The 23,842-nt window shown below is 62.2% G+C and carries 18 protein-coding genes, 1 other RNA gene and 5 pseudogenes; 16 read left to right on the top strand and 8 right to left on the bottom strand.

Annotation, left to right across the window (positions count from 1 at the left end):
• Positions 1 to 52 precede the first annotated feature (52 nt).
• Positions 53 to 846, top strand: a pseudogene (gene moeB / locus N7E02_RS16260) (molybdopterin-synthase adenylyltransferase MoeB).
• Positions 846 to 1,316: a GNAT family N-acetyltransferase gene (locus N7E02_RS16255; protein ID WP_286583230.1), complete on the top strand. Its 471-nt coding sequence runs from the start codon at positions 846 to 848 to the stop codon at positions 1,314 to 1,316. The pseudogene moeB and the gene N7E02_RS16255 overlap by 1 nt, the downstream one beginning before the upstream one ends.
• A 12-nt stretch (positions 1,317 to 1,328) precedes the next feature.
• Here the strand turns inward: N7E02_RS16255 and N7E02_RS16250 are convergent, their stop codons facing one another.
• Positions 1,329 to 2,333 (bottom strand): 2-hydroxyacid dehydrogenase, encoded by a 1,005-nt coding sequence (locus N7E02_RS16250; RefSeq protein WP_286583229.1) that lies wholly within the window; start codon positions 2,331 to 2,333, stop codon positions 1,329 to 1,331.
• Positions 2,334 to 2,488: 155 nt separating this feature from the next.
• On the opposite strand from N7E02_RS16250, the gene N7E02_RS16245 reads away from it, so the two are divergent.
• Positions 2,489 to 3,031, top strand: a complete 543-nt coding sequence (locus tag N7E02_RS16245) for an SH3 domain-containing protein (RefSeq protein ID WP_286583228.1) — start codon at positions 2,489 to 2,491, stop codon at positions 3,029 to 3,031.
• On the opposite strand, the gene N7E02_RS16240 is transcribed toward N7E02_RS16245, so the two are convergent.
• The gene (locus N7E02_RS16240) at positions 3,024 to 4,016 is read right to left on the bottom strand and encodes an adenosine kinase (protein ID WP_286583227.1); all 993 of its coding nucleotides are present in this window, start codon (positions 4,014 to 4,016) and stop codon (positions 3,024 to 3,026) included. The two genes, N7E02_RS16245 and N7E02_RS16240, sit on opposite strands and share 8 nt — an antisense overlap.
• Positions 4,017 to 4,331: 315 nt before the next feature.
• Here N7E02_RS16240 and N7E02_RS16235 point away from each other — a divergent pair, with 315 nt between their 5' ends.
• Complete coding sequence (locus tag N7E02_RS16235; protein ID WP_286583226.1) at positions 4,332 to 5,276, top strand: AEC family transporter; 945 nt, start codon at positions 4,332 to 4,334, stop codon at positions 5,274 to 5,276.
• A gap of 63 nt (positions 5,277 to 5,339) precedes the next feature.
• On the opposite strand, the pseudogene N7E02_RS16230 reads toward N7E02_RS16235, so the two are convergent.
• Positions 5,340 to 5,917: pseudogene (locus tag N7E02_RS16230) on the bottom strand (c-type cytochrome).
• Positions 5,918 to 6,075: 158 nt separating this feature from the next.
• Between N7E02_RS16230 and N7E02_RS16225 the strand changes: the two are divergent.
• Together N7E02_RS16225 and N7E02_RS16220 are read left to right on the top strand one after the other, a co-directional pair.
• Positions 6,076 to 6,834: a 3-deoxy-manno-octulosonate cytidylyltransferase gene (locus tag N7E02_RS16225; RefSeq protein WP_286583224.1), complete on the top strand. Its 759-nt coding sequence runs from the start codon at positions 6,076 to 6,078 to the stop codon at positions 6,832 to 6,834.
• Between the two features lie 11 nt (positions 6,835 to 6,845).
• Positions 6,846 to 7,709: a prephenate dehydratase gene (locus N7E02_RS16220; protein WP_286583223.1), complete on the top strand. Its 864-nt coding sequence runs from the start codon at positions 6,846 to 6,848 to the stop codon at positions 7,707 to 7,709.
• An 18-nt stretch (positions 7,710 to 7,727) separates the two neighbouring features.
• On the opposite strand, the gene nudC is transcribed toward N7E02_RS16220, so the two are convergent.
• Together nudC and N7E02_RS16210 are read right to left on the bottom strand one after the other, a co-directional pair.
• On the bottom strand, positions 7,728 to 8,687 hold the full coding sequence (gene nudC, locus N7E02_RS16215; protein WP_286583221.1) for an NAD(+) diphosphatase: 960 nt from the start codon (positions 8,685 to 8,687) through the stop codon (positions 7,728 to 7,730).
• The gene (locus N7E02_RS16210) at positions 8,684 to 9,094 is read right to left on the bottom strand and encodes an HIT family protein (protein WP_286583218.1); all 411 of its coding nucleotides are present in this window, start codon (positions 9,092 to 9,094) and stop codon (positions 8,684 to 8,686) included. The genes nudC and N7E02_RS16210 overlap by 4 nt, the downstream gene beginning before the upstream one ends.
• Before the next feature lie 99 nt (positions 9,095 to 9,193).
• Here N7E02_RS16210 and ffs point away from each other — a divergent pair.
• The 4 genes from ffs to N7E02_RS16190 all read left to right on the top strand — a co-directional run bounded on the left by ffs (position 9,194) and on the right by N7E02_RS16190 (position 12,444).
• Positions 9,194 to 9,290: signal recognition particle sRNA small type (gene ffs / locus N7E02_RS16205), an RNA gene on the top strand.
• A 94-nt stretch (positions 9,291 to 9,384) separates the two neighbouring features.
• Positions 9,385 to 11,274: a DNA polymerase III subunit gamma/tau gene (locus N7E02_RS16200; RefSeq protein WP_286583869.1), complete on the top strand. Its 1,890-nt coding sequence runs from the start codon at positions 9,385 to 9,387 to the stop codon at positions 11,272 to 11,274.
• A gap of 21 nt (positions 11,275 to 11,295) precedes the next feature.
• On the top strand, positions 11,296 to 11,619 hold the full coding sequence (locus tag N7E02_RS16195; RefSeq protein WP_286583216.1) for a YbaB/EbfC family nucleoid-associated protein: 324 nt from the start codon (positions 11,296 to 11,298) through the stop codon (positions 11,617 to 11,619).
• Positions 11,620 to 11,832: 213 nt separating this feature from the next.
• Complete coding sequence (locus tag N7E02_RS16190) at positions 11,833 to 12,444, top strand: LysE family translocator (RefSeq protein ID WP_286583214.1); 612 nt, start codon at positions 11,833 to 11,835, stop codon at positions 12,442 to 12,444.
• An 8-nt stretch (positions 12,445 to 12,452) separates the two neighbouring features.
• Here the strand turns inward: N7E02_RS16190 and N7E02_RS16185 are convergent, their stop codons facing one another.
• Positions 12,453 to 13,064, bottom strand: coding sequence for a hypothetical protein (locus N7E02_RS16185; protein WP_286583213.1), 612 nt, complete (start codon positions 13,062 to 13,064; stop codon positions 12,453 to 12,455).
• Positions 13,065 to 13,190: 126 nt separating this feature from the next.
• A complete protein-coding gene (locus tag N7E02_RS16180) occupies positions 13,191 to 13,820 on the bottom strand; it encodes an MOSC domain-containing protein (protein ID WP_286583211.1) in 630 nt (209 codons plus the stop codon).
• A gap of 56 nt (positions 13,821 to 13,876) precedes the next feature.
• Between N7E02_RS16180 and recR the strand changes: the two genes are divergently transcribed.
• Together recR and N7E02_RS16170 are read left to right on the top strand one after the other, a co-directional pair.
• On the top strand, positions 13,877 to 14,482 hold the full coding sequence (recR, locus tag N7E02_RS16175) for a recombination mediator RecR (protein ID WP_286583208.1): 606 nt from the start codon (positions 13,877 to 13,879) through the stop codon (positions 14,480 to 14,482).
• 177 nt (positions 14,483 to 14,659) lie between these two features.
• Positions 14,660 to 15,928, top strand: a pseudogene (locus N7E02_RS16170) (lytic murein transglycosylase).
• 211 nt (positions 15,929 to 16,139) lie between these two features.
• Here N7E02_RS16170 and N7E02_RS16165 read toward each other — a convergent pair.
• A pseudogene (locus N7E02_RS16165) lies at positions 16,140 to 17,766 on the bottom strand (MFS transporter).
• A 235-nt stretch (positions 17,767 to 18,001) separates the two neighbouring features.
• Between N7E02_RS16165 and rimP the strand changes: the two are divergent.
• From rimP to infB, 4 genes and pseudogenes are all read left to right on the top strand, one after another.
• Positions 18,002 to 18,595, top strand: coding sequence for a ribosome maturation factor RimP (gene rimP, locus N7E02_RS16160; protein ID WP_286583205.1), 594 nt, complete (start codon positions 18,002 to 18,004; stop codon positions 18,593 to 18,595).
• A gap of 63 nt (positions 18,596 to 18,658) precedes the next feature.
• Positions 18,659 to 20,267, top strand: a pseudogene (gene nusA / locus N7E02_RS16155) (transcription termination factor NusA).
• The gene (locus N7E02_RS16150) at positions 20,264 to 20,956 is read left to right on the top strand and encodes an RNA-binding protein (RefSeq protein ID WP_286583204.1); all 693 of its coding nucleotides are present in this window, start codon (positions 20,264 to 20,266) and stop codon (positions 20,954 to 20,956) included. Before nusA ends, N7E02_RS16150 begins: the two are co-directional and overlap by 4 nt.
• Positions 20,957 to 21,056: 100 nt before the next feature.
• The gene (gene infB / locus N7E02_RS16145) at positions 21,057 to 23,837 is read left to right on the top strand and encodes a translation initiation factor IF-2 (RefSeq protein ID WP_286583202.1); all 2,781 of its coding nucleotides are present in this window, start codon (positions 21,057 to 21,059) and stop codon (positions 23,835 to 23,837) included.
• Positions 23,838 to 23,842 lie beyond the last annotated feature (5 nt).

Here is a 23,842-nt window from a genome sequence, read left to right as displayed (position 1 = left end):
CATCAATTCAGGCAGCTTACCCGCAATGTCCGGCAATGCTATGATCGTGTCCATGGAAAATCAGCCCCCAAAATCGACAGCCGACCCGCTCACGAAAGATGAGATCGAGCGCTATCGCCGCCATATCCTCTTGCCGGAAATCGGCGGCACCGGTCAGCAGAAGCTGAAGAATGCCCGCGTGCTGGTGATCGGCGCCGGCGGTCTCGGCGCTCCGATTCTCGAATATCTGGCGGCCGCCGGCATCGGCACGATCGGCATCGTCGATGACGACCGCGTCTCGCTCTCCAACCTGCAGCGTCAGGTCATCCACGACACGGGCACGATCGGCGAGATGAAGACAATCAGCGCCCGCGAAAAGATCGCCCGCCTCAACCCGCATGTCCGAACCGTCAATTTCGAGGAACGCTTTTCCGCCGAATGGGCGCGGTATCACCTGCACCGTTTCGATCTTCTCGTCGACGGATCCGACAATTTCGACACGCGCTATGCAGCGGCGGACGCGGCGGAGGAAGCCGGTATTCCTCTCGTGACTGGTGCCGTCGGGCGTTTCGACGGATCGCTCACCGTCTTGAAACCCTATGAGACCGGCGCCAATGGCGTGCTCAATCCGGGCTATCGCGATCTGTTTCCCGAAAAGCCGCCGGAGGGCCTGATACCCGCCTGCGCCGAAACCGGCGTGGTCGGCGCTCTGACGGGCGTGATCGGCACGTTGATGGCGATGGAGGTGATCAAGCTCGTCACCGGCATCGGCGAGCCGCTTGTCGGCAGGCTGATGCTCTACGATCCCTGTCCGCCCGGTTCGACGTGATCAAGTACAAGCGGGTACAGAAAGCGGCGGCCGAGTGATGGAGATCGTCAGGATCGACAGCAATTTCAGCCGCTGGGACGAGCTTCTCGCCCTCATCCTCACTTCCTTCGCCTATATGGACGGGGTCATCGACCCGCCCTCTTCCGCGCATCGGCTGACACTTGCCTCGCTGGCGCAGAAGGCCAAGGATGAGATCGGTTTCGTCGCGCTTTCCGAAGGCAAGATCGTCGGCTGCATGTTCCTGAAGCCGGAAGACAAGACCCTCTATGTCGGCAAGCTGGCGGTCGCACCGAGCGCGCAGGGCAAGGGCCTCGGCCGTAAATTGCTGGACGTCGCGGAAGAGATTGCCAAATCCCTTCAATTGCCGGCGCTGCGACTGGAAACCCGCATCGAACTCGTCGGCAACCATACGACTTTCAGCCGCTGGGGCTTCTTCAAGTCCGCTGAAAAATCCCATTCAGGTTTCAACCGCAAAACCTTCATCGAGATGCGTAAGGACATCGCTTGACCGCGATTGCGGTCAGTTGCGGCCCGGAAGAACGCGGTTCGGCGGGCGGTGACCGTCAAAAAGAGTGCGGATGTTGATGATCACCTTGTCACCCATGTCGATACGGCCTTCGATCGTCGCCGAGCCCATATGCGGCAAAAGCACCACCCGGCCCTGATTGGCGAGCTTGATGAGCTTCGGATTGACTGCCGGCTCGTTCTGATAGACGTCGAGGCCGGCGCCGGCGATCTTGTCTTCCTGCAGCAGCTTGATCATCGCTGCCTCGTCGATGATGTCGCCGCGAGACGTGTTGACGATGATCGATGTCGGCTGCATCAGAGCCAGCCTTCGGGCCGAGAGAAGATGATAGGTCGCGGGCGTCGACGGGCAGTTGACCGAGACGACGTCGACCCGCGCCAGCATCTGGTCCAGACTGTCCCAATAGGTGGCCTCAAGCTCTTCTTCGGTCGCCGGATTGGCGCGCTTGCGGTTGTGATAGTGGATCGACAGGCCGAAAGCCTTGGCGCGCCGCGCGACCGCCGTGCCGATGCGACCCATGCCGACAATGCCAATGCGCTTGCCCCATATGCGCCGCCCGAGCATCCAGGTCGGGGCCCATCCGGCCCATTCGCCGGGATTGTCGGTGAGGATACGCGAGCCCTCCGCCAGCCGACGGTTGACGGCAAGGATCAGCGCCATCGTCATGTCGGCCGTGTCCTCGGTCAGCACGTTCGGCGTATTGGTGACCGTGATGCCTTTCTCCGCCGCCGCATCGATATCGACATGATCGGTTCCGTTGGAGAAGCAGGCGATCAGTTTGAGCTGCGGCCCGGCCCCGGCGATCAGCGTCGCGTCGATGCGGTCGGTGACGGTCGGCACGAGGACGTCGGCCGTGGCCATGGCGGCTGCCAGTTCCTCGCGCGAACGCGGCCGATCATCGATATTGAGCTCGGCATCGAACAGCTCCCGCATGCGTGTCTCGACGGCATCGGGCAGTTTGCGGGTAATGTAAACCTTGGGTCTTTTCTTCGCCGTCATCAATCCGAACCGGAGCTTTTAGCAAGTCGTTAACCAAGTCGCGCGATAGTCGATCTATCCCTTGGGCGTTCTACCAGACCAATCGGCGAAGACAATTAAAACCTCGCGGAGATCTGGCGGCACGGCTTCAGGAATATCAGCCCGGATCTTCGCCCATGCGCCGCCTCGCCATCATCATTCTCACCATCATCTGCTTCCCGGCCATTGCCGCGCTCTCGGCTATCGCACCTGTCTATGCACAGGGCGCGGCCAAGGGACCGAGTGGCCTGCCGCTGCCGCGATTCGTCAGCCTGAAATCGAAAAAGGTCAATATCCGCATCGGCCCGAGCACGGACTATGCGGTTTCCTGGATGTACATGAAGTCCGGGACGCCGATGGAAATCATCCAGGAATATGACAACTGGCGCCGGGTTCGCGATGCGGAAGGCACCGAAGGCTGGGTGAACCAGGCCCTACTTTCCGGCGAAAGAACCGCCGTCGCCGCTCCGTGGATGCGCGGCAAGGGCGACGACGTCTACGTCAGTATGCGCCGGGACCCACAGAGCTCCAGCAACGTCATCGCCAAGCTGCAGCCCGGCGTTCAGCTCAATATCCAGGAATGCAACGGCGACTGGTGCCATGCGGAGACGAATGGCACCGAGGGCTGGGTCGCCCAGGCAGAGGTCTGGGGCGTCTACCCGGGCGAAGCCTTTAAATAAGGCCGGCTTCGGCAGCCGCTTCCTTCAGCGACGCCATAGGACGCGGGCCGATCTGCTGGATCACGATCCCGGCTGCCAAGCAGCCGAGCTTGCCGCAATCTTCCAGCGAACGATCCTGCGTGTAGCCGAAGAGGAAGCCCGAGGCGAAAAGATCGCCGGCACCGGTCGTGTCGACCAGCTCCTCGATCGGGGACGCATCGATCTTCACCCGCTCCTTGCCGCGAACGATCATCGCGCCCTCTTCCGAAAGCGTGACGGCAGCCAGCTTGCAATCGACCGCGATCTTGCCGAGTGCCAGTTCGAAATCTTCCGTCTCGTAGAGCGACAGCAGTTCCTGCTTGTTGGCGAAGACGATGTCGACCGTGCCTGAGCGCATCAGGTCGAGAAATTCGGCGCGGTAGCGGCCGACGCAGAACGGGTCGGAGAGCGTCATGGACACTTCGCGGCCGTTTTCATGGGCGATGCGGGCGGCCTCGCGGATCGCTTCCTTGGCACGCGGCGGATCCCACAGATAGCCTTCGAAATAGGTGACCTTTGCTTCGGCGACGACTTCAGGCTCGACATGCTCGGGACCGAGTTCGACGCAGGCACCGAGATAGGTGTTCATCGAACGCTCGCCATCCGGCGTGACGAAGATCATCGAGCGGGCGGTCGGCGGGTTCTGGCCCTCGGGCTTGGTCTGGTAATGGACGCCCTGGGCGCGGATATCGTGCTGGAAGATGCCGCCCAGCTGATCTTCGGCGACCTTGCCGAAATAGGCTGCCTTGCCGCCGAAGCCGGCAATGCCGGCCGCGGTATTGCCGGCCGATCCGCCGGAAGCTTCCACCGCCGGGCCCATCTTCGAATAAAGTAGTTCGGCGCGCTCGGCATCGATGAGGTTCATCGCCCCTTTTATGATCGCATTGTCCTCAAGGAACTTGTCATCACAGCGGGCGAGAATATCGACAATCGCATTGCCGATCGCGAGCACGTCGAACTTTGGCATTCAGGCTTCATCCTTTTATTTCGCAATTGCGTCATCGGTAGTGACGTTTTCCTTGCAATGGAAGGGAAAATATCGATTGCGCAGAAAAGCGACCTTATGGGGTAGGATGTCACGCGGACGTCATGACAAGCCAATATATCTACCGCCATCCGGTTTGGTTGGCTGTCACGGATGTACTGGCGGCTGACCGCCGGGTGTCTATCAGAAAATCTCCCCCGCAATAACATAGTTCACGGCACAGTTGCGCAGGGCGCATTTGTTGCAAGGGAACTTATGCGCTAAACGCATGGGAACCCCCTCGCCCAAGGTCTCCCCGTGTCTACAGTTCTCGCAAACGTCCTTCCCGTCTTCATTCTCATTCTCGTCGGCTGGCTTGCCGCCAAGTCCGGCCTGCTGAAAGCGGAGACGGGCGATGCGCTGGGAGAATTTGTGTTCAAGATCGCCGTTCCGATGCTGATCTTCCGAACGCTGGCGACGGCTCATTTCGAGGGCGTTTCGCCCTTTCGCCTGTGGTCGGCCTATTTCATCGGCGTCGCCATCACCTGGACGGCCGGGCATCTCGTCGCTCGCCACATCTTCAAGCGCGACGCCAAGATCGCCGTCATTGCCGGCATGTCCGGCAGCTTCGCCAACAACGTCTTCATCGGCCTGCCGCTCGTCTCCCACATCGTGGGACAGGAAGGCCTCGTTGCAATCTCGATCCTGCTGGCGATCCACCTGCCGATCATGATGATCGTCGGCACAGTCCTGATGGAAGGCGCGTCCGCCAAAGTCGACGGTACGGCGGCGCGCTCGGTTGGCGCCGTATTGAAGCAGGTCGGATCCAACCTCTTGCGCAACCCGCTCGTCATTGCCCTGACCGCCGGCCTCGTCTTCAACCTTTCCGGCCTGACGATGAACGCGCCGGTCGGCATGGTCGTCGACCAGATCGCGGCCTCGGCCAGCCCTGCCGCGCTGGTCTCGATCGGCATGGCGCTGACCCGCTATCCGATCAAGGGCGATCTGGGCCTATCCTCGAGCGTGACCGTGCTGAAGCTCCTGCTGATGCCCGCCGCCGTCTTTGCCGCGAGCTGGGCGCTTGATCTGCCGCGCGACTGGGCCGCGGCGCTGGTTCTCACCTCATCCGTTCCGACCGGCATCAATGCCTGGCTGATCGCCCAGCGCTTCCGCTCCGGCCAGAGCCTTGCCGCCTCGGTGATCAGCATCACCACCGCCTTCGGCGTGGCCTCGGTCAGCTTCTGGGCCTGGGTATTTACATAGAAACTGAAAACGAAAAACGCCCGGCAAAGCCGGGCGTTTTCATTCAGGCCTTGTGGCCGTCAATCAGTTCGTCGCCGGTGCCGGCGCGTTCGGATCCGGCAGCGGAGCCGGGCTGTCGGCCTGTTCGCGGATATAGGCGAGAAGGTTGGCGCGCTCCTTGTCGTTTTTGATACCGGCAAAGCCCATCGCCGTTCCCTTCACATAGGCCTTCGGACCGGCCAGGAAGTGGTTCAGGTGATCGAAGGTCCAGGTTTCCTGGCCACCCTTGGAAAAGTCCTTCATGGCGGCGGAATAGGAAAAGCCCTCATGGGTGGCGATCGGACGGTTGACGAGACCCCAGAGGTCAGGCCCGACCTTGTTGGGCCCTCCTTCTCGATCGAATGACAGCTTTGACACTTCTTGAAGACAGTTGCGCCGGCCGCGGCATCGGCACCGGCCATCAGCTGACCGACCGGAACGGCAGCGGGAGCCGCTTCCGCCCCGGCTTCCCCACCGGCCGGCTCCTCAGCGGCGACGATGGCGAACCCTTCCTTTTCAGGAGCAGGCGAATGAAAAATGCCTTCCGAGGCAATCGAGACGGACATCATCACGAAAACCGTGGCAAGCAACGCGCCTACCGTCATGTTGACATAAGGGTTCATTCCAGGGCTCCTCCCAACCCGCCGCACCAACCATTGGTTCAGGCGACCATCTTGCAATCGCGCAAAAGCTATGTCTTTTGCAGGGTCCTTGCAACACGTAACCAAATGCTATGCGTGAGACGTTTTGACACTGCTCGCGCTGGAATAGAAGGCCTGCGATGACTGCCTCCACCCTCGAGAAAACTTTGGTGATGATCCCCGCGCGCATGGCCTCGACCCGCCTGCCCGGTAAGCCGCTCGCGGATATTGCCGGCCTGCCGATGATCGTTCAGGTGGCGAAGCGCGCCGAGGAGGCCAAGGTCGGCCGTGTCGTCGTCGCCGTCGACGATCAAGAGGTCTTCGATGTCGTCGAGGCCGCCGGCTTCGATGTCGTCATGACGCGGGTCGACCACCAGTCCGGCTCCGACCGCATTTTCGAGGCGCTGACCAAGGCCGACCCTGACGCGAAGGCGGAGTATGTGATCAACGTCCAGGGCGACCTGCCGACGATCGAGCCCGAGGCGGTTCGCGCGTCGCTGCGCCCGCTTCTCGACAGCGCCTCGACCGACATCGCCACGCTGACCGTCGAGATCACCGACGAGCACGAGAAGACCAATCCGAATGTGGTCAAGATCGTCGGTTCGCCGATGTCCGACACGCGCCTGAAGGCGCTCTATTTCACCCGCGCCACCGCGCCTTACGGCAACGGCCCGCTCTATCATCATATCGGTCTTTACGCCTATCGCCGCGCGGCGCTCGAAAAATTCGTCACGCTCGGTCCTTCCGTGCTCGAAAGGCGCGAAAGCCTCGAGCAGTTGAGAGCGCTTGAGGCGGGCATGCGGATCGACGCGGAGATCGTCAATTCGGTGCCGCTCGGCGTCGACACGCCGGCCGATCTTGAAAAGGCCCGCGCCATCCTTTCTTCACGCCAGTCGTAACAGGTAGTTCCATGACCACGCTGACCAATCGCATCGCTTTCCAGGGCGACTATGGTGCAAATTCCGACATGGCGTGCCGCGACATGTTTCCGGACATGGAGCCCCTGCCCTGCCCGACCTTCGAGGACGCCTTCCAGGCGCTGGAAAGCGGCGAAGCAGACCTGGCGATGATCCCGATCGAGAACACGATCGCGGGCCGTGTCGCCGACATTCACTACCTGCTGCCGGAATCGCGGCTGCACATCATCGGCGAATATTTCATGCCGATCCGTTTCCAGCTGATGGTGCTGCCGGGCGTCACCCATGACGAGATCCGCACCGTGCACAGCCACATCCACGCGCTCGGCCAGTGCCGCAAGATCATTCGTTCGAACGGCTGGAAGGCAGTCGTTGCCGGCGATACGGCGGGGGCGGCCAAGATGGTGGCGGAAAAGGGCGACCGCTCGATGGCGGCGCTTGCGCCGCGCCTTGCCGCCGATCTCTACAAGCTCGACATCCTGGCCGAGAATGTCGAGGACACGGAAAACAACGTGACCCGTTTCGTCGTGCTGTCGCGCGACGAGAAATGGGTGCAGCGGAACAATCCCGACGACGTCATCGTCACGACCTTCGTGTTCAACGTCCGCAACATTCCCGCCGCGCTCTACAAGGCGATGGGCGGCTTTGCGACCAACGGCATCAACATGACCAAGCTCGAAAGCTACCAGCTCGGCGGCAAGTTCATCGCGACGCAGTTCTATGCCGATATCGAAGGCCATCCCGACGACGCGCCGGTGCGCCGGGCGCTGGAGGAACTGCGCTTCTTCTCCGAAAAGGTCCGTATCCTCGGCAGCTACAAGGGCCATCCGATGCGCGGGACGCTGCAGAACGGCTAAATGCAGATCTGGCAGCGCTCAGCGCTGCCAATCCAGCCAATCCCTCATCAGCCTATAGGCGATCGCGCCCTTGGCCGGGCCGAACGGTTTTACCTCCGGGCCGGCGTCCAGCATGGCGCGGACCTCGTCGCGGGAAAACCAGCGGACATCGGACATTTCCTGGGGGTCGATGGTGATCTCGGTCGATGTCGCTTCCGAATAGCAGCCGATCATTAGCGAATGGGGCATCGGCCACGGCTGGGACGCGTGATAGCGCACCCGGCCGATCTCGATGCCGGATTCCTCGACCGTCTCGCGGCGGACCGCACTTTCGATCGTTTCGCCAGGCTCGACGAAGCCGGCAAGGCAGGAATACATGCCCTCCTGGAAATGATGGCTGCGGCCGAGCAGGCAGCGGTCGGTTTCGACATCCACCGTCAGCATGATCACCACCGGATCGGTGCGCGGAAACATCATGTGCTGGCACTTCGTGCAGACGCGCTTGTAGCCGCCGATATGCATTTCCGTCGTTGAGCCGCACTTGCCGCAGAAGCGGTTGGCGGCGTTCCAGGTCAGGAGCGAAACGGCCTGCGCCACCTCGCCCTGCAGCTCGGCATCGATCAGAGCCTCGCGGTAGAGCGCGCGGGCATCGGTCGGCTTGTAGTGGCTCGCCAATTCCTCGGCCGGGACTATGACCGGCACGGCGATCCGTGGTTCGCCATTGTCGCGGTAGCCGAGGAGCACCGCATTGTCGAAATCCGGCTGCAGCTCGGCCAGTTCGTAGGCCGCAAACAGTGGATCGAGGATCTGGCCGTCATGCTTGAGGATGAGCTTTGCACCGGCAAAGGCGAGGATATGGGTGCCTTCCACCGCGAGCGCCTTCTCGACGCAGTCATCTGCCCGGTATTCGGCCCGCCGATCGAGCATGTTGCCGGCGAATGCGGTCAGGCTGCTCGGTTCCGGATGGGGCACATCCGATGCGAAAAGGTCTTTTGTCATGATGCTAGATTTTCCGTCAGCCGGTTGATGAGGGCCTGCTTTTGCGCGTCGTCATAGGCTTCGGACTGGCCGAAGCCCCAGATCGGTCCGGGCCAGTTCGGATCGCCTTCGGAGCGGGCGACGATATGTACATGCAACTGACGGACGATGTTGCCGATGGCGGCGACGTTGATCTTTTCCGCACCCGTCGTCTTCTTGAGCGCCTCGGCGACCATGTTGGTCTCGAAGGTCAAAAGCGCCTGGTCGAGCGGCTTCAGCTCGAAGACCTCGCTCACGGCATTGCGCTGCGGCACCAGCATGAACCAGGGCCAGCGGGCGTCCTTCATGATCCGAAGCTGGCAGAGGCCAAGGCTTGCCACCAGTTCGGTATCCCTGGCGAGCCGGGCGTCCATTTCAAATTCACTCAAGTGTTCCTCCCGGCATTTTCGTTTGCTGTCATTTTTCTAATGATAGTTTTTTACAGTGTTGGCTTGCATTTGGAAGCATTATTGCCGATATGTGCGGCGGGAGGTTGGTGGTGGACGAGCCACTCGCCAACCGGGTCAGGTCCGGAAGGAAGCAGCCCTAACGAGCCAGGCACGGGTCGCCGTGCCAGCCTCCCACCTTCTCATCTTGGTCAACACCCGGACCGGTCAAGATCGCCTCGGCCGCCGGAATGGCCCGTACAGGCGGCCGGACGGCCTATAGTCAGGACCTTATGAGCGACAGCGGGCCGACATCCTCCACTCCTTCCTCGTCGGCTTCGGCCGGCAGCGCCTACCGGGTGCTCGCCCGCAAATATCGTCCGAAGGATTTCTCCGACCTGATGGTCGGCCAGGAGCCGATGGTCCGCACGCTGACAAACGCGTTCGAGACGGGTCGTATCGCCCAGGCCTATATGCTGACCGGCGTGCGCGGGGTGGGCAAGACGACGACCGCCCGCATTCTTGCCCGCGCGCTGAACTACAAGACACCCGAGATCGACCGTCCGACAATCGACCTTCGCATCCCCGGCGAACATTGCCAGGCGATCATGGAAGGTCGCCATGTCGACGTGATCGAGATGGACGCCGCCTCCCATACCGGTATCGACGATATAAGAGAGATCATCGAGCAGGTGCGCTACCGCCCGGTTTCGGCGCGCTACAAGGTCTATATCATCGACGAAGTGCACATGCTCTCGACACAGGCCTTCAACGGCCTGTTGAAGACGCTCGAAGAGCCGCCGGAGCATGTGAAATTCATCTTCGCGACGACCGAAATCCGCAAGGTTCCGATCACCGTCCTCTCCCGCTGCCAGCGCTTCGACCTGCGCCGGATCAGCGCCGCCGACCTCGTCGGCCTGTTTTCCACCATTCTGGAAAAGGAGGGCATTCCGGCCGAATCGGAAGCGCTGGCGATGATCGCGCGTGCCGCGGAAGGTTCGGCGCGTGACGGCCTGTCGCTGCTCGACCAATCGATTGCCCATGGCGGCGGCAGCGTGCTCGCCGAAACCGTGCGCGGCATGCTGGGCCTTGCCGACCGCGCCCGCATCGTCGACCTGTTCGAGCATGTGGTAAAGGGCGACGTGACGGCGGCACTTTCCGAATTTACCGCGCAATACGAGGCCGGTGCCAATCCGGTCGTGGTGCTGACCGATCTTGCCGACTTCACCCATCTCGTCACCCGCTTCAAGTTCATTCCCGACGCCGCCAACGATCCTTCGCTGAGCGAAGTAGAGCGGGTACGCGGCCAGGAGTTTTCCGAAAACGTTGCGGTCAGCGCGCTGTCGCGCATCTGGCAGATGCTGCTCAAGGGCATTCCGGAAGCGGAAGCCTCGTCGCGGCCCGCCGGGGCTGCCGAAATGGTTCTGATCCGGCTTGCCCATGCCGCTTCGCTTCCCTCGCCGGAAGATGCGGCCCGCAGGCTAGCCGATTTCGCCAATGGCGACGGCGCACCGAATGGCATGCCGAACGGCAGCGGCAACGGACGCGGCGCGCCGATGGGTCAGGGCCCGAGCGCCGTCAGCGCCCGCGGCATCGAGATGGGCGGACAGCGCATGCCGTCCGGCGGGCCGACTGCGATGCTGAGAGCCGTGCCCGACGCGGCGCCGCGCGAAATGCCGGTCGGCCGTATCGAACAACGCGCCGCCGAGAAGCCCGAGCCGACAGTTGCCGTGCGCTCCATGCACGATATCGTCGATCTCTGCACCAAGAACCGCGATCCGAGGCTGAAGGCGCTGGTGCGCAATTTCGTCCGGCTGGTGAAGATCGAGGTGGGCCGCCTCGACATCCGCATGACCGAAGGCGGACCGGGCACGCTGCCCGGCGAGCTCGGCGTCAAGCTGAAAGAATGGACGGGAATTCACTGGGTCGTCTCGCTCAGCAAGGAAGAAGGCGAGCCGACACTGGTGGAGGCCGATGCCAGCGCCCGCGAGGCGCGGCTGACCGATGCCCGCTCCGATCCCGATATCATGGCGATCCTGGCGCAGTTTCCCGGTGCCAAGATCACCGACGTCCGCATCCGCGCGACGGAAGAGGACGACAATGACGCCGAGGACGCGCCGGCACCGGCGATCGCGGAATCCGACGAGGGCGATATCCTGCCCGGCGACGACATAGAGATATAAGGCAATAGAGAGGACATACCGATGCGCGACATCATGGGCATGATGGGCAAGGTCAAGGAAATGCAGGCCAAGATGGAGACGATGCAGGCGGAGATCGCCGCTCTCGAAGTCGAAGGCACGGCCGGCGGCGGCCTCGTGACCGTCAAGCTGAACGGCAAGGGCGAGATGCTCGGCCTGAAGCTCGATCCGTCGCTGTTCAAGGAAGACGATGTCGAGATCCTCGAAGACCTGATCGTCGCCGCCCACAAGTCGGCCAAGGACCGGGCCGAACAGATCACCGCCGAAAAGACCAAGGAGCTCACCGCCGGCCTGCCGATTCCGCCCGGCATGAAGCTGCCGTTCTGAGTTTTACATTTCAACGGTCGGAATTATATCAGGCCGCGTTGGCAAGTCCCCTCCCCACAAGGGGAGGGGCTTAACCTGGCCGGACCGCCGAGGTGTGGTTGACCGAGCGGGAGCCACAAGTGTTCTCCCCTTGTGGGGGAGATGGCCGGCAGGCCAGAGGGGGTAGCGAGACCTGCGGAGAGCGCGGGCCGCAAAGAGGAACGGGAGGTTCCGGTGACGTTGACATCCGTACTGGTATTCGCCGCAGCACTTTTCGTGGCGGCCGGATCGCCCGGTCCCAGCATCGCCGCGCTCGTCTCACGCGTTTTGTCCAAGGGCTATCGTGACGTGATGCCTTTCGTTCTCGCAATGTGGGTGGGCGAGGCCGTTTGGCTTTCGTTTGCCGTCGCCGGTCTTTCGGCGATTGCAGAAAGCTTCCATGTCATCTTCGTTGCCATCAAGTGGGCAGGCGTCGCCTATCTGCTCTATCTCGCCTGGAAGATGTGGTTCGCCGAGCCGGGCGGCACCGACGGCGACCTGCCGGAGAGCCGATCAGCGGTAAAAATGTTCTTCGCCGGCCTGACGGTGACGCTCGGCAATCCGAAGATCATGATGTTCTATGTGGCGCTGCTGCCGTCGATCATCGATCTCAACGGCGTGACGCTGACTGGCTGGCTGGAACTGATCGCCGCGATGCTCATCGTGCTTGCCGCCGTCGACATCGTCTGGATGACGCTTGCGGCCAAGGCGCGGCAATTCCTGAAAAGCCCGCGTGCGGTGAGGATGGCCAACCGGATTTCCGCCGGCACCATGGCGGGTGCTGCCGCGGCAATCGCGGCGCGATAAATCCAGCTTTAGAAGTTGTAGCGAATGCCGATGACGTTGGCGTTCGATCCGCCATGCATGTCGCCGAGCGTGCCCCAGGCGCCGGAGCGGTGGTGCAGGCGCCAGAAGACTTCCAGTTCCGGGCGCGAAACCGAGCTGAAGCTCAGTTCGGGACCGAGATAGAAGAGCGTGCTGGCATCGCCGTCGCGCTCCTGCTCGTTCTTCTTCTCGCGGCCGTCCATTGTCTCGGTGACGTGGCTGATGCCGAAGGTGAAGGAGGGAATGATGCGGATCGTGTTGGCGATCTCGATGCCCTCATATCTGCCGACCACGCCGCCCCATATCTCGGCATTGGTGTTGCCGTGGAATCGACCGGCGAGACCGGCTTCGAGGCCAAACTTGAAATCACCGACGCTGTAAGGGAAGAACTGGTAGCCGATACCGAAGATCGGATGGTTCTCGTAGCCGACGCCGAAAGGATTGGCCGCCTCCGCCATGTCGCCATCGACCATGGCGCCACCGAAACCGAAGACCGATTGATCGGCACTGGGTTCCTGGGCAAAGACTGCGGTTGCCGTGGTCACGTGAAGCAACAGCACGCCGGAGTAAAGACCAACAGGAAAGCGCTTCACAATACTCATCAAATACTCCGTCTCCACATCACGCTATGCGGTATATGGCCTGATCGAGAACAGACAATATCATCAAGTCTCACGCTTTCGTTACGATTTCCTTTTTAGACCTATATGTGCCGCCTACGTCACGCTTTAGCGCTCCGGTTGCGTGACCCCTTCGAAGTTCGCCCGCCAACGCGTCGCGATCGGCGCAGCGAGAAAGCGAGCCCTTTCGCGATCGGACGGTCTTCGCTCCAGCGTCGACAAAAGTTCGGGAAGCAGGAGGCGTTCACCGGCATAGGGCTCGTGGTCGACGGGATCCCCCGGCGAAACCATCCCCTGCCGAATGACCCGGCAATAGATGCCAGGACGCGCGGCCCTGAGAAAGCGCTTGGCGAATTGCCGGTCGTCCATACGGGTCGCGAGCGTATTGCAAGGCGACCGCGGACAGGTCGCCTCCAGGATCACCTCGCCGATGTGAAAGCGGTCGCCCACCGCGACATCCCGGTTGTCGAGCCCGTCGATCACGAGGTTTTCGCCGAAGGTGCCGAAAGGAACGTCGCGAGCTAGCTCGGCAGCCCACCAATCCAGTGTCAGCGCGCCTTCGAGCAGGATTGCCTGGTCGGGTCCGCCATGGTGTTTTTTGTTGCAGACAGCATCGCCGACAAGGCCGAGCTCGTCGATCATCATGCCGGCATTGACCGACGTCTTATAGATGCCGGTCTTAAAACCCTTGCCCGGCAGGCGTTCCGGGCTGCCCGTGCAGATCGCGAGAAGTTTCATCGGCCAAGTGTCCTGCGGCGTTTCCGTTTGCCCGACATATGGGCTAAAGGGAGAACATGGCAAAGCGAGTCACCGGCCCCGAAATCGAAAAACTCATCCAGCTCCTGGCAAAGGTCCCGGGCCTCGGGCCGCGATCCGCGCGGCGGGCGGCACTGCATCTGATCAAGAAGAAGGATCAGCTGCTCGGCCCGCTGTCGCATGCGATGGGCGAGGCCTATGACAAGGTGAAGATCTGCTCGCGCTGCGGCAATGTCGATACGTCCGATCCCTGCACCGTCTGTACCGATATCCGCCGCGACCATTCCATGCTGATCATCTGCGAGGATGTTTCCGACCTCTGGGCGCTGGAGCGTGCCGGCGCGATGAACGCCGCCTATCACGTTCTCGGCGGCACGCTGTCGCCGCTCGATGGCGTCGGACCGGACGACCTCAACATCCGCTCGCTGATCGACCGGGTGAACGAGGGGACCGTCAAGGAAATCATCATCGCAGTCAACGCCACCGTCGAGGGCCAGACCACGGCCCATTACATCACCGACCAGCTCTCCGATTTCGACGTCAAGATCACCCGCCTCGCCCATGGCGTGCCGGTAGGCGGCGAACTCGATTATCTCGACGAGGGCACGCTAACGGCGGCGCTGCGAGCGCGGACGGCGATCTGATCTCAGGAGGCAACGGATGCGCAAGTTCACCCCCTCTGGCCTGCCGGCCATCTCCCCCACAAGGAGGGAGATCAGCTGGGCGCGGGCTCACCGATCCAATGCAGCGTGTCTGCCAATGATAAGGGATCTTGGAGGACGAAGGTTCGGCCACTTGTGATCTCCCCACCTGTGGGGGAGATGCCCGGCAGGGCAGATGGGGGCTTGCCTGCGCAAACAGCAAAAGTCCTGTTCGCTGTACTCCTCGCCCTCCTCCCCATCCCCGCACTCGCCCAGAACAAGCCGGACGTCGAGCGGCAGTTCCAGCGGTGGATCGCCAGCGATCTTTCTGCGGAAGCCCGCAAGGCGGGTGTCTCGGCCCGCACGATCGACGCTGCCTTCAAGGGTGTGACGCTGAACTGGGACCTGCCTGATCTTGTGCCGCCGGGTTCCAAGCCGCCGAAGCAGCAGGACCAGAGCCAGGCGGAATTCTCCTCCCCGGCGCCTATTTTTCCGAGAAGCGGCTGCAGGGCCTTGCCGCCACCGGCCGCGGTCTCGCTTCCACCCATGCCGCAACGCTGAAGCGCATCGAGGCGGCCTATGGCGTGCCGGGCGAAATCATCGTCGCCATCTGGGGCCGAGAATCCGGCTTCGGCAAGGCGCGGCTGCCTTATTCCGCGATCGAAGTGCTGGCGACCAAGGCCTTCATGTCGACCCGCAAGCCGATGTTCCGTGAGGAGCTGATCGCGGCGCTCACCATGATCGAGCGCGGCGATGTCAGCGCTTCGGCGATGAAAGGCTCCTGGGCCGGCGCGCTCGGCCAGCCGCAATTCATGCCGACGAGCTATCTCAAATATGCCGTCGACTTCGACAAGGACGGGCATCCGGACATCTGGAATTCCGTGCCGGATTCTGCTCGCGTCCATCGCCCACTATCTTCAGAAGGAAGGTTGGCAGCGCGGCCGCGATTGGGGCTTCGAAGCATCGATTCCCGCCAACGTCAGCTGCGCCCAGGAAGGGCCGGATCTCGCCAAGCCGATTTCCGCCTGGGCATCGACGGGCATCACGCGCATTTCCGGCAAGGATTTTCCGTCTTCGGAACTGAGGGCCGATGGCATGATGCTGCTTCCCGCCGGACGCAACGGGCCGGAATTCATCGTCACGCCGAATTTCTACGTGCTCAAGGAATATAACAATTCCGACCTCTACGCGCTGTTCATCGGCAATCTCGCCGACCGCATCGCCTATGGGGCAGGCCCGTTTCAGGCAAAGTGGGGCGATGTCGGCAAAATGCTGCGCTCCGACGTACTTGCCATGCAGAAGGCTCTGGTGGCGAAAGGCTACGATGTCGGCAATGTCGACGGGTTGCCGGGCTTCAAGACCCGCCGCTCACTCGGCGACTGGCAGGCGAAGGCCGGGATTTCGCCGACATGTTATCCGGATGCTTCGTTGAAGGCGAAGCTGCGGTAGGGTTTGCGGCACCCGAGATACCCCCTCACCTGAAAAATCCAGCACTTAGCTTTCAGCTGAGATGCTGATTTTCCTCCTCCCCGCCAAGGGGAGGTAAGGCGCCGAGCTAGCGGCACGCCCATCTCTCCCCTTGCGGAGAGAAAGCAATTTCGACATCTTAGCGCAGCTAAGTGTCAGAAATTACAAGAGAGAGCTTTCACGTCACCCACCCTCAATGCAGATCCACATGATGCTTGTGAAAGATGTCGCTCTTTGGAGGAATCGTCTGGCGTTCGATCATGCGGTGAACACGCGGCCCCTCCTCGCCCCTATGAAGCTTGCGGATCGCGTCCCAGATCTCGGCATCGATCTGTAGACGCCGCCGGTTATGCCGGACGTAATCGGCCCAGGTGGCGGTGTGGTAACTCTCAGTCCAGATATCGGGATGTTCTAAATCGCGCATCAAAGCCCATTGGCGGGCGCCGTCGCGGATCCTCACCCGGCGACGACGGGACATCAGCGCCAGGAATTCGGGAATATCCGCCTCGCCGATCTCGTAGTCGATCTGCAGCACGATCGGTCCGCTTCGCGGCTGGAGATCCAAACGCAACATAGGCTCGTTGAAGCGGTTGAGGGGCTGAGATCCACATCGGCGAATTGCGGCAGCGGCGCGCGAAGGCCGGCGGCAGCGCCGACGAGCATCGCGAGGCTTGCAAGACTGAGGAGACAGAAACGCCGAATGTCTCGGCCGCTACGCCCCAGATCCAGCTGCCGACGGCGATGCCGCCGAAGACCGCCGTCTGGTAGAAGGACAGAGCGCGCCCGACGACCCAGCGAGGCGCGGAAAGCTGTACTGTCGTATTGAACAGTGAAAGCGCCAGAACCCAACAGGCACCCGGGATGAGAAGAACGAGGGCGGTCAGCGCCGTGTCGCGGCTGAGTGCGATCACGGCAGCGCTTGCCGCAAAGCCGATGAAGGAGAGCCGCACCACCCCTTCGCTCGACAATGCCTCGCGCAGCCTGGCATTGGCCATCGCCCCGCCGACTGCTCCGATCCCGAAGGCTCCGAGCATGACACCATAGGTCAGCGGCCCGCCGACGACGAGATCGCGTGCCACGATCGGCAGCAACGCAAGGATCGCACTTGCCGACAGGCCGAAAAGCAGGCCGCGACAGAGCACGTTCAGAATATTCGGCGACATGGAGACATAGCCGAGGCCGGCGGAGAGCGCTCTGAGCAGGGTTTCACGCGGCAGGGTGTCGTCCCGGCGCTCCGGCTTCCAGCGCAGGAGCGCGTACATGAGAGCCACATAGCTTGCGGCATTGACGGCAAAGGCGGCAGCCGCTCCGGCAGCAGCGACGATCGCGCCACCAATGGCCGGGCCGACGCTTCGGGTGATGTTGAAGCCGACGCTGTTCAGCGTCACCGCCTGCGGCAGCATCTCGCGAGAGACGATATCGCCGACCGAGGCCTGCCAGGACGGGTTGTTGAGCGCCACACCACAGCCGATCAGAAAGGTGAAAAGCAGAAGCAGCCAGGGCGTCAGCAGGCCCAGATAGGCAAAGACCGTCAGCGTGATCGAGACGACCAGCATGAAGGCCTGGGCAGCGAGCATCAGGCTGCGGCGGTTGAAATTGTCGGCGAGCGCGCCGGCGATCAGAGAGAACAGCATGATCGGCAGCGCGGTCGACGCCTGGACCAGGGCCACCATGTCCTGGGAGCTCGAGATCGAGGTCATCATCCAGGCGGCGCCGACGGCCTGGATGAGGCCGCCGAAATTCGATGCAAGGCTCGCGATCCATATCGTGCGGAAGGTCTCGTTCTTGAACGGCGCGAGTGTTGCTATTCTTTCCGGCACGATCTCTCCCTCGTTTCTTATTCTTGTCTTCCCGATCGGTTATAGACCCCGGGATGGGTAAATCCAGCGCAGATGGGGCAGAAATGGTCCAGTCTTGCAATTGCAGGTCCGAGGGCGTATATGGAGCCCATATTCTTGATCGTCCGATGAAGAGTGGGCCCTCCCGGACCCGCTCTTTTTTGTTAGGCGATCGCTTCATCCCGCGCCCTTTGGCGGGAAATGAACCGGAGAGCTTATGCAGCAGACAGACCACGAGCCGCGTCTCATCGTCGAGACTGGACTCGACCTGAGGATCGCCGAGATCATCGAGCCGGTATTGACCGCAATGGACTACCGGCTGGTCCGTGTACGCATGCTGAACCAGAACGGCATGACCCTGCAGATCATGGCCGAGCGCAACGACGGCACGATGGATGTCGAAGGCTGCGAGGCCGTGTCGGTCGCCATCTCACCGGTTCTTGATGTGGAAGATCCGATCGATCGCGAGTATCATCTCGAAGTGTCGTCGCCCGGCATCGACCGGCCTATGGTGCGCAAGTCGGATTTTGCCCGCTGGACCGGCCATCTGGTAAAATGCGAGACGTCGATCATGATCGACAACCGCAAGCGGTTCCGCGGCAAGATCGCCGACGTCAACGAAGAAGGTTTCACCCTCGAGCGCGATCAGGTCGCCTATGGCGAGGAACCGCGCGTGACGATCCCGTTCTCGGCGCTTTCCGAGGGCAAGCTGATCCTGACCGACGATCTGATCCGCGACGCGCTGAAGGCCGACAAGATGGCCAAGCAGCAGGCCGCGAACCAGAACGACGAAGACGAAACCGAAGAGTAACAAGACAAACCCGGTGCCGAGACGCACCCCTCGCAATCATGCGAATGACGGAGACCTACGACAATGGCAGTGAGCGCAAACCGGCTTGAACTTCTGCAGATCGCAGATGCTGTAGCCCGCGAAAAGGTCATCGACCGCGAGATCGTGCTGGCTGCGATGGCCGACGCCATCCAGAAGGCCGCCCGCTCGCGCTACGGCTCGGAAACCAACATCCGCGCCGACATCAATTCCAAGACCGGCGAAATCCGCCTGCAGCGTCTTCTGGAAGTCGTCGAGCATGCCGAGGATTACGGCACGCAGATCCCGCTGGCTCTTGCCCGCGACCGCAATGTCGACGCCAAGATCGGTGACTTCATAGCCGATCCGTTGCCGCCGATGGATTTCGGTCGTATCGCCGCCCAGTCCGCCAAGCAGGTCATCGTGCAGAAGGTGCGCGAAGCCGAGCGTGACCGCCAGTTCGACGAATTCAAGGACCGCGTCGGCGAAATCGTCAACGGTACCGTCAAGCGCGTCGAATACGGCAACGTCATCGTCGACCTTGGCCGTGGCGAAGGCATCATCCGTCGCGACGAAATGATCCCGCGCGAGAACATGCGCTATGGCGATCGCGTCCGTGCATACGTATATGATGTCCGTCGCGAACAGCGCGGCCCGCAAATCTTCCTGTCGCGTACCCATCCGCAGTTCATGGTGAAGCTGTTCACCATGGAAGTTCCGGAAATCTACGACGGCATCATCCAGATCAAGTCGGTTGCCCGTGACCCGGGTTCGCGCGCCAAGATCGCCGTCATCTCGAACGATCTCGTCGATCGATCCGGTCGGTGCCTGCGTCGGTATGCGTGGTTCGCGCGTTCAGGCGGTTGTCGGCGAGCTTCAGGGCGAAAAGATCGACATCATTCCGTGGAGCCAAGATCCGGCATCGTTCATCGTCAACGCCCTGCAGCCGGCTGAAGTCGCCAAGGTCGTTCTCGACGAAGACGCGGAACGCATCGAAGTCGTGGTTCCGGACGAGCAGCTTTCGCTCGCCATCGGCCGCCGCGGTCAGAACGTTCGCCTCGCTTCGCAGCTGACCGGCTGGGATATCGACATCATGACGGAAGCCGAAGAGTCGGAACGCCGTCAGAAGGAATTCAACGAGCGCACCAACCTGTTCATGGAAGCGCTCGACGTCGACGAGATGATCGGCCAGGTGCTTGCCTCGGAAGGCTTCGCCCAGGTTGAGGAACTCGCCTATACCGATCTCGACGAAATCTCCTCGATCGAGGGCTTCGACGAAGATACGGCCAACGAGATCCAGACACGCGCCCGCGAATACCTGGAGCGGATCGAAGCCGAGAACGACGCCAAGCGCATCGAGCTCGGCGTTCAGGACGAGCTGAAGCAGATCGACGGCCTGACCGCCCAGATGCTGGTCGCGCTCGGCGAAGAAGGCATCAAGACGGTCGAAGACTTCGCCGGCTGCGCAGCCGACGATCTCGTCGGCTGGTCGGAGCGCAAGGACGGCGAGACCAAGAAGTTCGAGGGCACGTTCTCGAAGTTCGACGTTTCCCGCGTCGAAGCCGAGAACATGATCGTTCAGGCCCGCCTGCTGGCAGGCTGGATCACTGAGGAAGACCTCGCGAAGGAACAGGCTGAGGCCGAAGAGGAGGCCGTCGCCGCCGATCAGGAATGATCGCGGACGGCAACCAGGTGGATGATGCAGATGATCAGTGGCCGGACGATTTTGTCGTGAACGACCGCACCTGCATCGTCACCCGCGAGGCGACCAGCCCCGAGGCGCTGATCCGGTTCGTCCGCGCTCCCGATGGGAGCGTGGCACCGGATTTGAAGCGGCAGCTTCCCGGAAGGGGATGCTGGATACGCGCCGAGCGAGAACTCGTCGACCGGGCGGTCAAGAAGAAGCTGTTTTCGCGCGCCTTCAAAAGCGAGACGAAACCGGCAGATGATCTCGGCGCTCTCGTCGACCGCCTGCTGGTGGCAGATCTCGCCGGCATGATGAACATGGCGCGTAAAGCGGGCCAGTTCGTGTCGGGCGCGATGAAAGTGGATGCAGCCGTCCGGTCGGGAGCCGCCATCGGCGTCTTCCATGCCTCGGACGCTGCAGCGGACAGCGTGAGAAAGATAGACCAGGCCCGCAAGGCCTGGAAGCTCGGCAACGAGCTCGAAGAAGACATTCCGGCCTTTTTGCTCCTCACGGGGGCAGAATTGGACGAAGTGATGGGCGAGAATGCTTTTATCCATGCTTGCGCGCTTGCAGGGCAGGCGGGTGAGGGTGTAGTGAAGCGCGCAAACCTACTTGAACAGTACCGCAAGGGCGGTCTGTCCCAGACAAAGGGTGTCGCTGACATGCCGAAACAATGACGCGGTCACCGGCTCTAGCCGGACGCAGATCGATTTGTACGTAGTGAACGACAGGTTCTGATGGCTTCCATCTGTTCCTGTACGAAGGAACAGGAACGGAATGACCGATAATAACGACGACAAGACACTGGGCGTAAAGAAAACCCTCTCCCTGAGACCATCAGGCGTGACCCAGGGTACCGTACGCCAGGACATGGGTCGCGGCCGCACCAAGGCGGTCGTCGTCGAGACGGTGAAGCGCCGCCCGACGCGACCCCAGGATGAAAAGCCGATTACGCCGATTGCCACGCCCGCAGCTGCCGCCCCGGCGGCTCCGCGCCCCGTAGAGGCTGCCCAGCCAGCCGCAGCGCCGCAGCAGCCGCGCCCGCAGGCCGCAGCTCCACAACCGCGCGTTCACCAACCTGCGCCGCAGGGCCAGCGCCCCGCTCCGCAGCAGGGCCAGCGTCCGGGATCCCCGCAGGGTCAGCGTCCGCAGCAGTCGCCGCAGAACCGCCAGCCACAGCGTCCGAACGTGCTCCACGACCTCTCCGCAGGAGAAATGGAAGCCCGTCGCCGTGCGCTGATGGAAGCCCAGGCCCGTGACGTGATCGAAGCCAAGCAGCGCGCCGAAGATGAAGCGCGCCGCCAGGCAGAAGAAGAGCGCCGCAAGGCCGAGGAAGCGGCAGAAGCCGCGCGCCGCGCCGCCGAGCCCGCTCCCGAGCCGGAACCCGAACCGGTTGTCGCAGAAGCCGCTCCGGCCGCCGCCGAGCGGACCGTCGACCGTGCGCCTGCTCCGGCTGGACGCCCGCAGGATGCCCGTCCGCAGTCTCCCCGTCCGGGCGCCGCAGCACCTGCTGCACAGCCGGGTGCCGCTCGCGGCCGTCGCGGTGACGATGACGACGATCGCGGACCGTCCCGCAGTGGTGGTCCCGGTGCGCCGGGCCGTGGCCGCGTGGCCGCCCCCACCCCTGCCAAGCCGCCGGCACGCCCGAAGGGCGATGAGGGCCGCCGCCAGGGCAAGCTGACGATCACCGCTGCCAGCACGGACGACGACGGTAACAACCGTGGCCGCTCGATGGCCGCCATGCGCCGTCGCCAGGAAAAGTTCCGCCGCAGCCAGGTTCAGGAAACCCGTGAAAAGGTCATCCGCGAAGTCATCCTGCCGGAAACCATCACCATTCAGGAACTGTCGCAGCGTATGTCCGAACGCGCCGTCGACGTCATCAAGTACCTGATGAAGGAAGGCCAGATGATGAAGCCGGGCGACGTCATCGACGCCGACCTTGCAGAACTCATCGCATCCGAATTCGGCCATACCGTCAAGCGCGTCTCTGAATCCGACGTCGAAGAAGGCATCTTCGACAAGGCCGACGATGCCGGCGAAATGGTATCCCGTCCTCCGGTCGTCACGATCATGGGTCACGTCGACCACGGCAAGACATCGCTGCTCGACGCCATCCGTCAGGCGAATGTCGTCTCTGGCGAAGCCGGTGGCATTACCCAGCATATCGGTGCCTATCAGGTCGAGCAGAACGGCCAGAAGATCACCTTCATCGACACCCCCGGCCACGCCGCCTTCACGGCCATGCGTGCCCGTGGTGCGCAGGCGACGGATATCGCGATCCTGGTGGTTGCGGCCGACGACAGCGTGATGCCGCAGACGATCGAATCGATCAACCACGCCAAGGCGGCCGGTGTTCCGATCATCGTGGCGATCAACAAGATCGACAAGCACGAAGCCAAGCCGGACAAGGTCCGTCAGCAGCTTCTGCAGCACGAAGTCTTCGTTGAATCGCTCGGCGGTGAAGTGCTCGACGTCGAAGTGTCGGCCAAGAACAAGACGAACCTCGACAAACTGCTCGAAGCCGTCCTGCTGCAGGCCGAAATCCTCGACTTGAAGGCCGATCCGACCCGTACCGCCGAAGGTACCGTGATCGAAGCCCAGCTCGACCGTGGCCGCGGTGCGGTAGCGACCGTGCTCGTTCAAAAGGGTACGCTGAAGCCGGGTCAGATCATCGTTGCCGGCGACCAGTGGGGCCGCGTTCGCGCCCTCGTCACCGACAAGGGTGATCACGTCAAGGAAGCCGGTCCGGCTACCCCGGTCGAGGTCCTCGGTCTTTCCGGCACGCCGGCTGCGGGTGACCGCTTCGCCGTCGTCGAAAACGAAGCCCGCGCCCGCGAGATTTCCGAATATCGCCAGCGTCTGGCACGCGACAAGGCCGTTGCACGCCAGTCCGGCCAGCGCGGTTCGCTTGAGCAGATGATGAGCAAGCTGCAGGATACCGGCTTCAAGGAATTCCCGCTGGTCATCAAGGGTGACGTGCAGGGTTCGGTCGAAGCGATCATCGCGTCGCTCGACAAGCTCGGCACCGACGAGGTGCGTGCCCGCATCGTTCATTCGGGTGCAGGCGCGATCACGGAATCGGATATCTCGCTTGCCGAGGCATCTGACGCCGCGATCATCGGCTTCAACGTCCGTGCCAACGCACAGGCTCGTACCGTTGCCGAGCGCAACGGCATCGACATCCGCTACTACAACATCATCTACGATCTGGTGGATGACGTGAAGGCGGCGATGTCGGGCCTGCTGTCGCCGGAACGCCGCGAAACCTTCCTCGGCAATGCCGAGATCCTGGAGGTGTTCAACATCACCAAGGTCGGCAAGGTTGCCGGTTGCCGTGTCGTCGAAGGCAAGGTCGAACGTGGTGCAGGCGTACGTCTCGTTCGCGACAACGTCGTCATCCACGAAGGCAAGCTCAAGACGCTCAAGCGCTTCAAGGACGAAGTCTCCGAAGTGCCGATGGGTCAGGAATGCGGCATGGCCTTCGAGAACTACGAAGACATCCGCGCCGGAGACACGATCGAGTGCTTCCGCGTCGAACACATCACGCGTACGCTTTAAGCATC

It is taken from the genome of Terrirhizobium terrae (assembly GCF_030323265.1).
GTDB lineage: Bacteria > Pseudomonadota > Alphaproteobacteria > Rhizobiales > Rhizobiaceae > Neorhizobium.
The sequence above is the reverse complement of the archived record's forward strand: the minus strand, read 5'-3'. Positions and strand labels throughout refer to the sequence as shown.